This window comes from Cryobacterium sp. TMT1-19 (genome assembly GCF_004403055.1).
GTDB lineage: Bacteria > Actinomycetota > Actinomycetes > Actinomycetales > Microbacteriaceae > Cryobacterium > Cryobacterium sandaracinum.
In genome coordinates, this window is the sequence record NZ_SOHB01000022.1 from 1 (window position 1) to 14,376 (window position 14,376).

Here is a 14,376-nt window from a genome sequence, read left to right on the forward strand (position 1 = left end):
CGGGCTGGGCCGCCGGCTGCCGGGGCGTGCTCTTGCCGCCCGCGGCCTTCTGGGCGTCGGCTGCGGTCTTTTGGGCGGCCGCCGCCTGCGCCCGGGCGAGGGCCGCCGTCGCCGCCTCGGCATCTTGACCGGCTCGGTAGGCGCGTTCGGCCTCGGCCGTGGTGTCCTTCAACAGGGCCAGCTGCGCGAACAGCTCGGTGGAGCGCCGCTGCTCGGTCTCGTAGGCCGTCTCGGCGGCCTGCGCGGCCACATTCGCCGCCTCGTACCTGGTCAGCGATTCCGCGCTGAGCCGGGTGCGTTCCTCGGCAGCGGATGCCGCCTGCTCCCCGAGCGACTCGGAGGTGTTCTTATCCTGCAGTGCTTCGCGGTAGATCGTGTCCGACTGCTCACTCAGCTTGCTCGCGGTGCCGAGCCGTCCAAGCAACTCATCGGAGTTGTCGCCGTTGAGAAACAGGCTCAGCGACAGATCCTGGGCTCCGGTCTTCGCCAGGTGGGCTGCGATCAGGCCAGCCCGCAGCTTCGAGGTCGCGGCACGGGCCTCCGCCGTCTGGGCCTGCTTCGCCAGGCTCGCTTCACGGGCCGTGGCCGCTTCGAGGTCGTCCAGCGCGACCCGGTAGGCCTCCGCCGCGATCAGCGAGGCTTTGGTGGCCGCCGCCGCCGAGATCTGCAGGCCCTGGAGCAGCTCGGTGATCGATTCGATCTCGGCCTGCTTGGTGGCCTCGCTGAGCTTGGCCTTCGCCACGTCGTCCCAGCTGGGGTAGCCGGGCACGGCGAACGCCGCCGGCGCCGCGACGCCCACGGATGCCGAGACAGCTCCGAGGGCGACCGCCGCGAACAGACGGGAGGGCTTCTTGCGCCACCCCCGCCGGTCGGTGTCCCTAGCCAAGGGACGCGCCCCGGTCCGACATGAACGGAACCGGGTTGATCTGGCTGCCGTTGGTGCGCACCTCGAAGTGGAGGTGGCAGCCGCTGGCCGCACCGGTCTCCCCAACGCTGGCGATGTTCTCCCCCGCGGAGACGCTCTCGCCGTTGGAGACGAAGATGCCGCCCGAGCGGATGTGGGCATACCCGGTGGAGATGCCGTTGGCGTGCTGGATCAAAACGAAGTTGCCGTAGGTTCCGTAGAGACCGGCGTAGACGACGGTGCCGCTGCTGGCCGCGTAGATTCCCGAGCCGCAGCCGGCGCCGAGGTCCGTGCCGCTGTGGAAGCCCTTGCTGCAGCCCTCGTTGCCGCAGATCTGCGCACGCGGGCCGTAGCCGTCCGTGATGCGCCCGCCGGATGGAACCGCCCAGCCACCGCCGCCGACTGAGCCGCCGGAGCTGCCGGAGCTGCTGGACGAGCCTCCCCCGCTGCTCGGCCTCGCGGCCGCTGCAGCTGCGGCCGCTGCGGCCGCCCGCGCGCTGGCCGCGGCGCGCTCGACGCGCACCCGTTCCGCTTCGATGGCGGCCAGTCGCGCCCGCTCGACCACGCCGGCCTCGTAGCCGGCCGACGTAGTGGCCTGCGCATCCTGCATGAACGCCAGCTGGGCGTCGAGTTCGACTCTCTTCGCCTCCGACTCGGCCAGGGCATTGGCGGCCGCCTGCGCGGCGGCCTGCGCGGCGACGAGCGCTTCCTCGGCCGCGATGCGGAGCTTCTCGCGCTCGGCTTGGGCGACCTTGGCCTGGTCGCCCAGAGACTCGGCCACGTTGGTGGCGGTCTGCGCCTGCTCGTAGACGCTGCTGCTGCGTTCGACGAGCTTACTCATGCTGCCGAGCTTGGACAGGAGCGCATCGGCGTCTTCGCCGCGCCCCTCGCCGTCGAGAAAGAGGTTCACGCTCAGGTCGGTGCCGCCGGTGCGGTAGAGCTGGGCGGCAAGTTGGCCGGCCTGGCGAGTCGCGGTCGCCGCCACCGCGGAGCTCGCGGCGGACTGCGCCTCGAGGTCGGCGGCGCGCCGGCTGGCCTCGTCGAACTTCTCTTGCGCCGCCTGCAGTTCCGCTCCGCGGGCCTCGGATTCGGCTTGGGTCTGCGCCACCTGGGTCTGCAGGTCGGCGATCAGACCCTGGATCTGGCTGACCTGCGCCGAGGCGGCGGCCGTGTTGGACTTGGCGTTCTGCACGTCCTGCCACGTTGGATAGTCGATGGCCTGGGCCGGGCCGGCCGGACCGATGAGGGAAACAAAGAGGGAGAGCGCAGCGACGAAACCGGTCGCCAGGCTGACACGGTGGCGGCGACTGCGCCTGCTGCCCGCGGATCCGTCACCCCCCTTTCCCGCTCGTGCTTCCCGGCTGAAGGGAACTGCCGTGCGCTTCATTACTCCCCGATCGGGCTCGTTACACACATCTGCTACTGCTTGAGACCGGCTCAGAGTAACAACAACAGGGCAAAAACACCCCCCTTGAATCTAGCGGCCCGTCAAGCGAAACCTGGGAAATTCACAGGCTCAATGCCTGCGACACCCCCGGAAAGAACTCTTTTTGCTCGCGATTTGAGATTCCCGGGCGGTAGACCGTATGCTTATGCGTCGGAAGCCATGAGGTTTATGGCGTCTCGGCCCCATCGTTTAGCGGCCTAGGACGGCGCCCTTTCACGGCGTTAACACGGGTTCGAATCCCGTTGGGGCTACGCATCCTGCAGGTCTGGGATGTGCAAGAATAAGGAAGTACGAAAACAGCTAGACAAAGTTCGACTCTCGTTAGTTCTTCTTACGAGGCCCTGTAGCGCAGTTGGTTAGCGCGCCGCCCTGTCACGGCGGAGGTCGCCGGTTCAAGTCCGGTCAGGGTCGCACAGGCAACAGGCCCTTTCGAAAGAGAGGGTTTTTTTCCTTGGAGCGGCTTCTCGAAGCCACTTCTGGCCCTGTAGCTCAGTTGGTAGAGCGTTCGACTGAAAATCGAAAGGTCACCGGATCGACGCCGGTCGGGGCCACTGAAGGTCATTCCCAGGCTTCTACTGGGGTGGCCTTCTTTTTTTGCCTCGCAGCCCGGTATCCGTAGGCCGCCCGGGGAAGACTCCGGCTCGCAGCGCGTTCATCTCCCGAACCAAGCCCCCCCCCCCCCCNNACCCCCCCCCCCCCCCCCCGAAGAGGTCCTAGTAGCTCGCGTCCGAACGGGGGTACATTCCGTGCTGTGACACGCTGAGAAAACGTCAGATTGTTCGCAGATGTCGTGCGAGGATTCCCGGCAGCGGCGCACGCGGCAACCACCGCGGCAGCACTTCTTCGACCTGTAACCCGAACTGCAGGGAATCACCGTGAATACGCTTCTTTATCGTCGATTCCTCCGCCCCCTCGCGGCGCACCCGACCCTTTTCCTGCCGCCCGAGGGGCCGTGATGGGAGTCGCGGCGTCGGCCGAGATCGATCCAAGCGCCATCATCGGCCCCGGTTGCACGATCCGCCCGCTGGTGCAGGTGCGCGAATACGCGCGGTTGGGCCCCGAGTGCGTTCTCGCCCGCGGCGCCTATATCGGACCCGGCGTCGTGGTTGGGCGGCACTGTACGATCCAGGACTACGCGGTCATCTACGAGCCTTCCCTATTGGAGGACGGGGTTTTCGTGGGCGCCGCGGCGGTCTTCACCAATGACACGCATCCTCGGGCCATGAATCCCGACGGAACGCTCAGGGCCACCGACGACCGCGACCTCGTGGGGGTGACCGTGCGTACCGGCGCGTCGATCGGCGCCCACGCGGTCTGCATCGCCCCGCTCACGATCGGACGGTGGGCCATGGTGGCAGCCGGTGCGGTCGTCACCGAGAATGTCCCCGACTACGCCCTGGTGGTCGGCGTGCCGGCTCGGCGCACCGGCTGGGTCGGACGCAGCGGCCTGCCCCTGCGGGCCGAGGGAGACAACCGCTTCGTGTGTCCGGTCACCGGCGAAGATTACACCGAACACGACGGCATGCTCACGCGCAACTGACCCGCCCGCTCTACAGCACCGCGTCGGCCGGCACGAACGTGTCGCAGCTACCGGCGCCGTCGTCGAAGCCGGTCTGGAACCACCGCTGGCGCTGTTCGCTGGAGCCGTGGGTCCAGGCCTCCGGGTTGACCTGGCCCTGCATGGACTCCTGGATGCGGTCGTCGCCGATCGCGGATGCCGCACTGAGCGCATCTTGAATCTGTGCCGGGGTGATGGGCTTCAGGAAGGGCACTCCGCCGGTGTCGCGGGTGTCGGAGGCGGCCCCGGCCCAGGCGCCGGCGAAACAATCGGCCATAAGTTCGACGCGCACCGCGTTGGAGCCGGCCCCGGTCTGTCCATCCTGGGAGGCCGCGAGGGTTCCATCGAGATTCTGGATGTGGTGGCCCCATTCGTGCGCCACGACGTACATTTCGGCGAGCGGGCCGCCCGACGAGCCAAAGCGGGTGCGCAGGTCGCCGAAGAACGCGGTGTCGATGTAGATGGTCGCATCCGGCGGGCAGTAGAACGGCCCGGTGGCGCTGGTGGCCCCGCCGCACCCGGTTCCGACGCTGTCGGTGAACAGCGCAACCGGCGGCCGCTCGTATTCGGCTCCGCGGGCGGGCAGTTCCTCAGCCCAGAATACGTCGAGGGACGCCGCCGCGCCCTTGATCCGGCAGTCGACGTCTTCGTTCGCCTGGGCGCCGGTCGTGCACTCGGACAGATTCGACACGCTGCCGCTGTCGACGGGCTGCGTGCCGCCGCCGGCCAGGCCGCTCAGGTCGACACCCAGGAGCTGTGAGAGCAGAAAGAGGGCGATCGCACCCACGCCGCCGCCCACTGCGATTCCCGCGGTGCGGCCCCTTTTGCTGACCCGGCCGCCGCCGATGTTCGCGTTGTCGTTGAATGTCATGAGAAAAAGCTACCCGGTCAGCAATGAGAAATTCACCTGACCCGAGAGAGCGGCTCACGCTGGACTGAGCCGAGTCAGCGGCAAAGTCCCGCGATGTCCACAATGTATCGGGCAATCTCGAGCGCGCTCGTCGCTGCGGGTGACGGTGCGTTGAGGACATGCACCTGGTTGGCTGCCCGCTGGATCACGAAATCATCTGCCAGGGTGCCATCCCGACGCACCGCCTGGGCGCGCACACCGGCGCCGGCGCGCACGATGTCGTTTCTTTCGATGGTGGGTACCAGCTTCGCCAGACTGCGAGCGAATAGTCCCTTGGAGAGCGATCGGGCGACCTCGCGTGCGCCAGTTCCCACGTTTCGGCCCGCCATTCGTAGGAACCCCGGATAGCCGATCGAGTCGAAGGCATCGCGCAGGTCGATCGTTTTCCAGTCGTACCCCTCTCTCGCCAGAGCCAGCACGGCGTTCGGGCCCGCATGTACGGAGCCATCCATCATTCGGGTCAGGTGCACGCCGAGGAAGGGCAGCGACGGGTCTGGTACGGGGTAGACGAGGCCATTCACCAGACCTCGCTTCTCCGGTACGAGTTCGTAGTATTCGCCCCGGAACGGCACGATCCGCACGGACGGAGCGACGCCGGCAAGGGCGGCGATACGGTCAGCCTGTAGACCGGCGCAGTTGATAAGAAAATCGGACGCCACGTGGCCGGTTCCGTAGTCCACGACAACGCCTGCACTCGTCGCGTCGATACGCTCGACCCGTGCGCCTCGGATGAGTTCGGCACCCCGGCCAGCGGCCAGTTGCGCGAATGCGCTGCCGACTTGGGAGTAGTCGATGATTCCGGTCGACTCGACCCGCAGTGCCCGCAGCGCACTGACATTGGGCTCGAATTCCCGGGCTTCTTCCTCCGACACGATGCGCGCCGGGACCCCATTGGCCATCGCGCGCTGGTACAGGTGCTCCAACCGGGGAATCTCCTCCTTGGTGACGGCGACAATGAGTTTCCCGCAGAGTTCATGGGGGACGCCGTGCTCCCTCGCGAACTCGACCATCGACCGGTTACCGGCGGTGCACAGGGTTGCCTTGAGCGATCCCGGCGCGTAGTAAGGGCCGGCATGGATCACCCCGGAATTGTGTCCCGTTTGGTGAGCTGACCACGTGCTCTCTTTTTCGAGCAGCGTGACATTGGTGCCGCTCCGAGAGAGCCGTTCCGCCACGGCGAGCCCCAGTATGCCGCCGCCGATGACGGTTACTGACGCTCGCGCCATGGTGGCCCTCCTGGGTGCCCGGCCGCTTCGCGAATGCGTTGTTTTTATTGACGGGCTATTTCACAAGGAGGATAGCTCAGATGCCGGAGTCGTGAACAGACCCGTCGAACGGATCCACCGGTCCCGGTCCCCGTCGGATGACGCCGGCCCGGGAGCGGTAACCGCAACCGGCATCGGAATCGAAATCGGAGTATATTCCCTTCACCGGCACCTGAGGATTCATCATGTTGCTGGATCTTCCGGTCAATGGACATACCCGCCATAGTCCGGCAGGACCGATGTTAACCCGGCGTTACCGAGAGCACCTGGCACTGCCCGCACTGACCTGTAAACCCGAACTGCAGGGAATGACTGTGAACACCAACCTGACGCGTGTCGCCTTGTGGCGACTCCGCACCACCCCGTCCCGCTCCTACCGGACCCCCCGCACCCCGCCGCACCCCGCCGTTCTGCACGCACCCGCAATCAAGGTGAGTGAAAGATGAGCAGCCCGTGGCCAGAGTCGATGGCGGCGGGCAGCCTGCCCCTAAGGCGGTCTTCGAGGCTCCGTGCTGTCCCCGCGGCGATTGGTGCTAACTCGCCGCTCACGATGGATTCGCCGTCGGCAGGCCGAATTTGGGCCCAGCGTTACCGGAGGAAACTCCAGATCACCGACATCAGCATCATCGTGTCCGTCGTCACGTTTGCGTTGCTCGCCCACCTCGGTGCGCTGGACTTTGTCCGGGCACCCCTGCCCATCGATTCCTGGACGGTGCCCCTCGTCGTCATGACCACCTGGATCGTCACCCTGGGAATCTTCCACACCAGGGATTCGCGCATCATCGGTGTCGGCGCCACCGAGTACAAACACGTCATCAGCGCCAGTGTCGTCACCTTCGGCCTGCTGGCCATCGCTTTTCTCTTGCTCGACATCGACGCGGCGCGCGCCTACTTCCTCCTCGCCCTTCCCCTCGGCCTCACCGCGCTCACGCTCGCTCGCTGGCTCTGGCGCAAATGGCTGTTGAACCAACGGCGATTCGGCCACTACCTGTCCCGAGCCATCGTCGTCGGCAACCGCGACGACATCGAGTACGTGATCGGCCAGATGGACCAGCACTCCGGGGCCGCGTACTGCATCGTCGGCGCGGCCCTGGACACCGCGGGGGTGGGCGGTACCATTTCGGCGGGCAAGCACAAAGTTCCGATCGTCGCCGACTTCGCCCGGATCGCCCAAGCCACCATTGCGATGGGGATCGACACCGTCATCGTGGCTGGCCACCCTAGCGGTGGAAGCCACTACGTGCGCAACCTCGGGTGGGAACTGGAGGGCACTTCCGCCGAGCTCGTTCTCTCTAGCCGACTGACGGATGTCGCAGGCCCTCGCATTCACTTTCGCCCCGTCGAGGGTCTCCCCCTGATCCACGTTGAAATACCCCACTTCCAAGGCGGAAAGTACGTCCTCAAGCGCAGCGTGGATGTCATCGTGTCCGCCTTCGCGCTTCTCATGTTGCTCCCCCTGCTGGCCGTGATCGTAGCGCTCATCAAGCTCGACACGTCAGGTCCCGTTCTGTTTCTGCAGGAGCGCGTCGGACGCAACGGACACACCTTCCGGATACTCAAGTTCCGCTCGATGTCGAGTGACGCAGAAGCAAGGCTCGGTCTCCTCCGCGAACGCAACGAGGGCTCCGGACTCCTGTTCAAGATGCGGAATGACCCCCGGGTCACCCGGGTCGGACGGGTCATCCGCAAGTATTCCCTCGACGAGCTACCCCAGTTGTGGAACGTCTTGGTCGGAGACATGAGCCTCGTCGGTCCTCGACCGCCGCTACCCGCCGAGGTTCGCGGATACGACACGCATGTTCACCGTCGCCTCTACATCAAACCCGGCCTCACCGGACTCTGGCAGATCAGCGGACGCTCCGACCTCAGCTGGGAGGAGAGTGTGCGGCTCGATCTGTACTACGTCGAGAACTGGTCACTCACGGGCGACCTCATCATCCTCTGGCGAACCTTCCGTGTCGTCGTCAACCCGGTTGGAGCCTACTGATGGACATCGCACAAACGGCCGACGTCGACCCGAGCGCTGTGATCGGGGAGGGAAGCCAGGTCTGGCATCTGGCCCAGGTTCGAGAGTATGCCCGGCTCGGCCCGGGCTGCATCCTCGGGCGCGGCGCTTACATCGGGCCCGGCGTCATCCTCGGCAAGAACTGCAAGGTGCAGAACTACGCGCTCGTGTACGAGCCGGCCCTGCTAGAGGACGGCGTCTTTGTCGGCCCCGCAGCGGTCTTCACGAATGACGTCTCTCCTCGGGCCACGAACATCGACGGGACGAGGAAGAAGTCGGAAGACTGGGAGATGGTTGGCGTGACCGTGCGAACAGGCGCGTCCATCGGTGCCCACTCCGTCTGCGTCGCCCCCGTCACGATTGGCCGCTGGGCGATGGTTGCCGCTGGTGCCGTCGTGACCAAAGACGTACCCGAGTTCGCGCTGGTGGCCGGGGTTCCCGCGCGCCGCATCGGCTGGGTCGGCCGCAACGGCGTTCGTCTGCACGACGAGGGAGACCATCGATTCGCCTGCCCGGCTACGGGGGACGAGTTCATGGAAGACGAGGACGGGACACGACTCCGCCTGACCACCCTGGGCAAACACGCCGAGAGCTCCCTGGCCGATATCACTCCGCAGCCTCGCGTCACAGACGGAGCTTTTCCATGACGCGAAAACATGTGATCGCCGCCTCCGCGCTTGCCATCGCTGTCGTCGCCGTTGGCGCCGCTGTCGCGTTCAACAGCCCCGGCGAAACCGCGTCCTCCGGCGCCCAGACACAGGGTCCCGTCACGCCATCAGCGTCCGGGGCAGCGACACCGGGCGACACCTCCGCTCCCTCCACGAGCGAACCGCTCACGCCGAAAGGCTCAGCGGGCCCGGACCCGAACCCAGACCCAGACCCGGCCCCCAGCCTCAGCCTCAGCCCCACTGACCGCGGGTCCGGCTGGCCGACGCAGGCTCCCATCCCAGGCACGGATGACATCAGCATTTTACCTCCCTCCGAACCGCTCAAACCCCTCCTCACCGGTTCGCCACCCGAATCCGCCACAGCGAACGGATCAATGGTCCCTGGATTCCCGAGTGCCATTCCCGTCGCCCCGAAATCGGTCCTCGGAACCACATCCGTCTCCTCCAGCGACGGTATCGTGCAGGCCGGACTGGATGCGACGACCCCGGACAGCACCCAGGACGTGGTCACGTTCTACCAGACAGCCTTCGGGAAGCTGGGCCTCGCCGGCAGCTCGTCCGCCTCGGTGGGCGGCTCGACCGCAGTGTCATTCGCTCGCGGTGCCGACGCGATCACCCTCACAGTTACGGCGACACGGCAGGGATCGGAGTACACGGTCTTCGCTGTTTTCGGCTCGGCCGGTTAGCACGTCAACCAGAAGGGTTACCCATGTTCCCTCACCGCCAGCACCGCCCAGGCCCTCTGAGCGCTCGGCCCCGGCCGACTGCCTGCCCCCGTTTCACGGTGCGCGCATGACGATAAGCGCGACCCGGATCTCACTGGGCGGCGCCCCCGTCGACCTGCGGGAGTTCAACGACGCGGTGGAGTACATCGCCTCCCGCGCGACCACCCGCAGCAGAGTAGCACTCGCCGTTGCCTCCGTGAACCTGGACCACATCCACCATTTCGGCGCCGGCTCACGGTGGATCGGCACGCTCGAACGAGCAGGCAGCAGAGGGGAGCCGCCTCAGCTCGAATGGCTGAATCTGGTCGATGGTGCGCCGTTGGCCACGCAGGCCCGGCGCCTGACCGGTCACAGCTGGCCCCGGCTGGCGGGCAGCGATCTGATCGGTCCGATCATCGCCCGCGCCGAGCGCGACGGAACTCGGATCGGCTTCTTCGGCGGCGCCGAGAGTACGCACGAGCAACTCCGCACGCAACTCGCGCGGGAACATCCTTCGCTCCTGATCTCGGGCTTCTGGACGCCGTCCCGCGACGATCTCGGCGACCCGGAGCGCTCCATAGCGCTCGCCCACGAAGTTGCGGCCGCCCGCACCGACCTGCTCGTGGTCGCACTCGGCAAACCTCGTCAGGAACTCTGGATTGCGAGGCACGGCGCCGAGACCGGAGCCCAGGTGCTACTCGCCTTCGGGGCCGTCGTCGATTTCCTCGCCAGGCGCGTCAGCCGCGCACCGGACTGGGTCGCACGCCACGGCCTCGAGTGGACCTGGCGCCTGGCCCTGGAACCGAGGAGGCTAGCCTCGCGCTACCTCGTGGAGGACCCGCCCGCATATCTGGCAGTGCGACGTACGCGTGAAGCAGACGCCATCCCCTCCGTTACCGCACCCCCGAAGGCCTTACCGTCGCCATCCGCGGCGCCGGAGGGCCGATTCAGCGCGGCCGATGAGTACGCGGATATCGCCGTCATCGTAGTCACCTACAACAGTGCCGACCACGTCGGCCGACTGCTGGCCAGTCTCCGGCGAGAATGCCTCGATCTCCGCCTTCGGGTGATCGTCGCCGACAACGACTCCACCGACGGAACGAAGGCCCTGCTGGGAGCCGAGTCCGGTGTGATAACGGTGGACACCGGCGGCAATCTCGGCTACGCCGGCGGGGTGAACGCTGCTCGAGCGCACGCGGGCGCCACCGACGCGGTCCTGGTGCTGAACGCAGACTTGACCGTGGAGCGCGGGGCGCTGCACACCATGCTGAACCGGATGAGCCTCACGGGAGCGGGCGCGATCGTACCCCGCCTTCTCAATGCGGATCGCACCACCTACCATTCGATCCGGCGTGAGCCCACTGTGACCAGGGCTCTCGGCGATGCCCTCTTCGGGCGGCGCGACAATCACCGTCCGGGCTGGCTGTCCGAGTTCGATACTGACCCGGAAAGCTACCAGCACGCGCATCGTGTCGACTGGGCAACCGGAGCCGCCCTGCTTTTCCGCCGGGATATCGCGGAGATGATCGGTGCGTGGGACGAGCGGTTCTTCCTCTACTCCGAGGAGACGGACTACCTGCGGAGGATCCGGGACGCGGGCGCCACGATCTGGTACGAACCCGAAGCCACCATGATCCACGCCCAGGGCGGCTCGGGGGCTTCTCCCGTGTTGGATGCGCTTCTCACCGTCAACCGGGTGCGTTACATCCGAAAGCACCGTTCGGCCCTTTATGCCGCGGCCTTCCATTCCACGGTGATCCTGCACGAATTGCTGCGCAGTAGGGTGGCCGTCAACCGCGCCACACTGGGCATCCTGACCCATCCGGACCAATGGCGGCGGCTCCCGCATTCAACCCGCACGGCCCCCACCTCCGTTCCGTCAGGGCACCCAGCCGGCTCGATCATCATCCCGGCTCACAACGAGGCCGCGGTGATCGGACGTACCCTGCGCGCCCTCGCCCCGTTGGCTGAAAGGAACGAAGCGGAGATCATCGTGAGCTGTAACGGCTGCACCGACGCAACCGCCTCGATCGCCCGCACTTTCCCGGACGTTCGAGTCGTGGAGATCACGGAGTCCTCCAAGACTGCCGCGCTCAACGCGGGTGATGGCGAAGCCAGCGCGTGGCCGCGGATCTATCTGGACGCCGATATCGAGATCACGACCGATGCCGTGCACGCCGTGTTCTCCACCCTGTCGTCGGGAAACCTTCTCGCCGCTCGCCCGGCCTTCCGGTATGACACGACCGGGGCCTCGCCACTGGTACGAGCCTACTATCGCGCTCGCGGTCGTATGCCGTCGATGCACTCCGCGCTCTGGGGTGCCGGAGTGTATGCCGTGAATGCCGCCGGACATGACCGGTTCGGCGCCTTCCCCGCACTCACCGCGGATGACCTTTTCGTCGACACGATCTTCACCTCGGATGAAAAGACCACCCTGGACACGGTACCGGTACGAGTCCGGACGCCGCGCAGCATCCGTGGACTGATCGCCGTCCTGACCCGGCAGCACCGAGGCACGATCGAGTCGAGTTCCAGTTCGACCACCGTGCGCAGCATGCGTGAACTGGCATGGTCCGTTCGCGGCCCGGCAAGCGCGTGGGATGCACTGACTTATGCAGCGCTCACGGGCACGGGCCGTGTGGCAGCGGCGAGGAGCCGCCGGAAGAAATGGGAGAGAGACGATTCAAGTCGATGAGCGATCAGACCGGAGCCGGCTCGGCGACCCGTGCGGGCGCCCGATGACGGCGGCGCCGAAGATTGAGAGCGCCATCGACCAGCCGGCTCGCGGCAATGGCGATTCCCGCGCCCATGATGCCGACTGCAGCACTGGCCCGCCTCTGGTTGCCCTCGGCGTAACGGATGACCGGTTGCGCCGGGGATTCGAGAACCGTGATCAAATCCCGCGGTGCAGCACCGAGGCTCTGCTGTTTGTTCCGAATCAGATCGTTGATACGGGCCAGGACCTCGACACGCATTTGGTCGACGCGCTCCGGACTCGAGCCGACCACTTCAACGGCCAGGACTGCTCGATTGAAGTTGGAGCTCCACTGTCCCCCCGAATTCGGCAGAGTGATTTTGTACCCGTTGCGCACACCGGTGCCATACAGCGGCGCTCTCGACGCGGACTTCTTTGCCGTGTCGGATCCGCCGTTCAGTTCTCTTTCGATGATCGCCGCGAAATGAACGAGGCTGGCGTTCTGGTACTCGATGGAATTCGTGCTGTTGGGCGGCAGCAGCACGGCGTCGACCTGTGTCCAATAGACGCCGTTCACGCTGGTGGCCAGGTTGAGGGCTCCCACGGTCAGCAGCATGCACGCGAGCACCACGTACCAGCGCCGAATGAGCACACGGATCAGCTGCCTGGCGGTCATCTTGCCTCTCCTGCGGAGTGGGCCGGGGCTGGTTATAGTACTGGGCAATTGCGGATCGGGGCAAGGCCACCCCGATCAGGAAGGGCGGGACGATGAAGGCGCGTACGGCTCGGTCGGCAGCCATTATTGCGGTCGTGGCAGGAGCGGGCCTCGTCTCTGCCCTCGTCTTGATGCTCGCGAACCCCTCCCAGCCGAGCAACACCTCATCGGAGAGGTCCGCGCCCTCCGCACCGCCGCCGCCTGCCGTGACCTCGGCACCCAGGCCGACAACACTCGACCTGCCGCGCATCCCCTGGGAAGGCGGACCCGAGTATTGGAACCAATTCAGCGCCGCGGCTGCGGCCGGCTGGGACAACCCCGACTTCTTCCCGATTGTGGTCTGGTACAACGGTGTCTCCAACGATGCCGAAGCCCAGTACGACAAGGACCTGGGCATCAACACTTATATAGGCATGTGGGAGGGAACCGACTACAAGCTGTTCGAGGACAACGAAATTTTCTGGATCGGCACCAAGCTGAACGGAACGTTCACGGAAGCGAGCACCAACTGGGTTGGGAACTTCCTCGATGACGAGGTCGACGGCCGGTTCACACCGGAGGATGGCCGCGCCCACCTGCAGGAGCGCAGCGAAGAGGTTGCCGGCAACGGACGCTTCAATTACGCCAACTTCACCCAGACGGTCATCAGCACGGATGGGACCACGGCCGATCACCAGGCTTACGTCAACGATTACACCGACGCGGTGTCGGTTGACATGTACTGGTATACGATTCCGTTCTGTGATTGGTCGATCTACCGCGGCGAGGCCTACCTGAACCCGATTAGTAAGGACAATTGCCGCACGGCGTCGTCCTACGGCCAAACGATGGACATGCTGCGCCAACGGGATGCCTCGGACGGTGTGCTGCAACCGCTGTGGCAGTTCGTGGAGAATCTGAACGGGGGCCCCGGAGAGGGTCCGTTCGTGGCCAGCATCACGGCGGGCCAGCTCGAGGGCGCGGTCATGAGCTCAGTCATCAACGAGGCGCGTGGCATCGTGTATTTCAACCAGAGCTTCACCGGCCCCTGCCAGGGAGGAAGCCTCTTCCGCCAGTCGCAGATGGAGGAAGACTTCTGCGGGGCTCCCCAGGTGGCAGCGGCGCAGGCCGTGAACCACAGGATCCACTCTCTGGCGCGGGCGCTCAACACCCAGTCGTACGCACACAGCTTCGGGGCCGGACTCGACACGATGTTGAAGGCCGACAGCGGGTCTGCCTATATCTTCGCGATGGTGGACGGGACGTCCAACCCCGGCGAGCGCACCTTCACCCTGCCGACCGGCCTCGTCGGGACATCCGTCGAGGTCATCGGGGAAGGTCGCACCCTCCCGGTCGCCGCTGACGGAACTTTCAGCGACACCTTCGAGCACGAGTACTCGTACCACATCTACCGCCTCGCCATCTAGGAGGACACCCGTTCGGGGGCAACTCGACCCCTTGGCGGCCCGTCCAGGATCGCGTACAACTGACCTCAAGCAGTGCGCAAACGTGAACCGAAAGGATAC

The 14,376-nt window shown here is 66.0% G+C and carries 11 protein-coding genes and 3 tRNA genes; 9 read left to right on the top strand and 5 right to left on the bottom strand.

All coding sequences use genetic code 11. The annotated features are described in order from the left end of the window. Both E3T40_RS05635 and E3T40_RS05640 read right to left on the bottom strand, forming a co-directional pair. On the bottom strand, nucleotides 1-886 hold an 886-nt coding region (locus E3T40_RS05635), incomplete at its 3' end, for an NlpC/P60 family protein (RefSeq protein WP_134542864.1). Further along, nucleotides 879-2,291 carry a M23 family metallopeptidase gene (locus E3T40_RS05640; protein WP_134542865.1) on the bottom strand — a complete coding sequence of 471 codons (1,413 nt, stop codon included), beginning with the start codon at nucleotides 2,289-2,291 and terminating at the stop codon, nucleotides 879-881. The genes E3T40_RS05640 and E3T40_RS05635, both read right to left, overlap by 8 nt. A 238-nt stretch (nucleotides 2,292-2,529) precedes the next feature. Between E3T40_RS05640 and E3T40_RS05645 the strand changes: the two genes are divergently transcribed. From E3T40_RS05645 to E3T40_RS05660, 4 genes are all read left to right on the top strand, one after another. After that, nucleotides 2,530-2,602: transfer RNA gene (locus E3T40_RS05645), tRNA-Glu, on the top strand. Between the two features lie 86 nt (nucleotides 2,603-2,688). Beyond that, a tRNA-Asp gene (locus E3T40_RS05650) sits at nucleotides 2,689-2,762 on the top strand. A 67-nt stretch (nucleotides 2,763-2,829) separates the two neighbouring features. Continuing rightward, a tRNA-Phe gene (locus E3T40_RS05655) sits at nucleotides 2,830-2,902 on the top strand. 404 nt (nucleotides 2,903-3,306) lie between these two features. Continuing rightward, complete coding sequence (locus E3T40_RS05660; RefSeq protein WP_134542866.1) at nucleotides 3,307-3,891, top strand: acyltransferase; 585 nt, start codon at nucleotides 3,307-3,309, stop codon at nucleotides 3,889-3,891. A 10-nt stretch (nucleotides 3,892-3,901) separates the two neighbouring features. Here E3T40_RS05660 and E3T40_RS05665 read toward each other — a convergent pair whose 3' ends face one another. Together E3T40_RS05665 and lhgO are read right to left on the bottom strand one after the other, a co-directional pair. Further along, nucleotides 3,902-4,780, bottom strand: a complete 879-nt coding sequence (locus E3T40_RS05665; RefSeq protein WP_134542867.1) for a neutral zinc metallopeptidase — start codon at nucleotides 4,778-4,780, stop codon at nucleotides 3,902-3,904. A gap of 74 nt (nucleotides 4,781-4,854) precedes the next feature. After that, a complete protein-coding gene (gene lhgO, locus E3T40_RS05670) occupies nucleotides 4,855-5,994 on the bottom strand; it encodes an L-2-hydroxyglutarate oxidase (RefSeq protein WP_241981681.1) in 1,140 nt (379 codons plus the stop codon). A 640-nt stretch (nucleotides 5,995-6,634) separates the two neighbouring features. On the opposite strand from lhgO, the gene E3T40_RS05675 reads away from it, so the two are divergent. The 4 genes from E3T40_RS05675 to E3T40_RS05685 all read left to right on the top strand — a co-directional run bounded on the left by E3T40_RS05675 (nucleotide 6,635) and on the right by E3T40_RS05685 (nucleotide 12,156). Beyond that, the gene (locus E3T40_RS05675; RefSeq protein WP_134542869.1) at nucleotides 6,635-8,071 is read left to right on the top strand and encodes a sugar transferase; all 1,437 of its coding nucleotides are present in this window, start codon (nucleotides 6,635-6,637) and stop codon (nucleotides 8,069-8,071) included. Further along, on the top strand, nucleotides 8,071-8,736 hold the full coding sequence (locus tag E3T40_RS05680) for an acyltransferase (RefSeq protein ID WP_134542870.1): 666 nt from the start codon (nucleotides 8,071-8,073) through the stop codon (nucleotides 8,734-8,736). The genes E3T40_RS05675 and E3T40_RS05680 overlap by 1 nt, the downstream gene beginning before the upstream one ends. After that, entirely contained in the window at nucleotides 8,733-9,443 is a 711-nt protein-coding gene (locus tag E3T40_RS16320; protein ID WP_166786587.1) for a hypothetical protein, read from the top strand. The genes E3T40_RS05680 and E3T40_RS16320 overlap by 4 nt, the downstream gene beginning before the upstream one ends. Nucleotides 9,444-9,549: 106 nt before the next feature. After that, a complete protein-coding gene (locus E3T40_RS05685; protein ID WP_166786588.1) occupies nucleotides 9,550-12,156 on the top strand; it encodes a WecB/TagA/CpsF family glycosyltransferase in 2,607 nt (868 codons plus the stop codon). A 4-nt stretch (nucleotides 12,157-12,160) separates the two neighbouring features. Here E3T40_RS05685 and E3T40_RS05690 read toward each other — a convergent pair whose 3' ends face one another. After that, on the bottom strand, nucleotides 12,161-12,832 hold the full coding sequence (locus E3T40_RS05690) for a hypothetical protein (protein ID WP_104170513.1): 672 nt from the start codon (nucleotides 12,830-12,832) through the stop codon (nucleotides 12,161-12,163). A 92-nt stretch (nucleotides 12,833-12,924) separates the two neighbouring features. Between E3T40_RS05690 and E3T40_RS05695 the strand changes: the two genes are divergently transcribed. Further along, on the top strand, nucleotides 12,925-14,277 hold the full coding sequence (locus E3T40_RS05695) for a hypothetical protein (protein ID WP_166786589.1): 1,353 nt from the start codon (nucleotides 12,925-12,927) through the stop codon (nucleotides 14,275-14,277). Nucleotides 14,278-14,376: the final 99 nt, after the last annotated feature.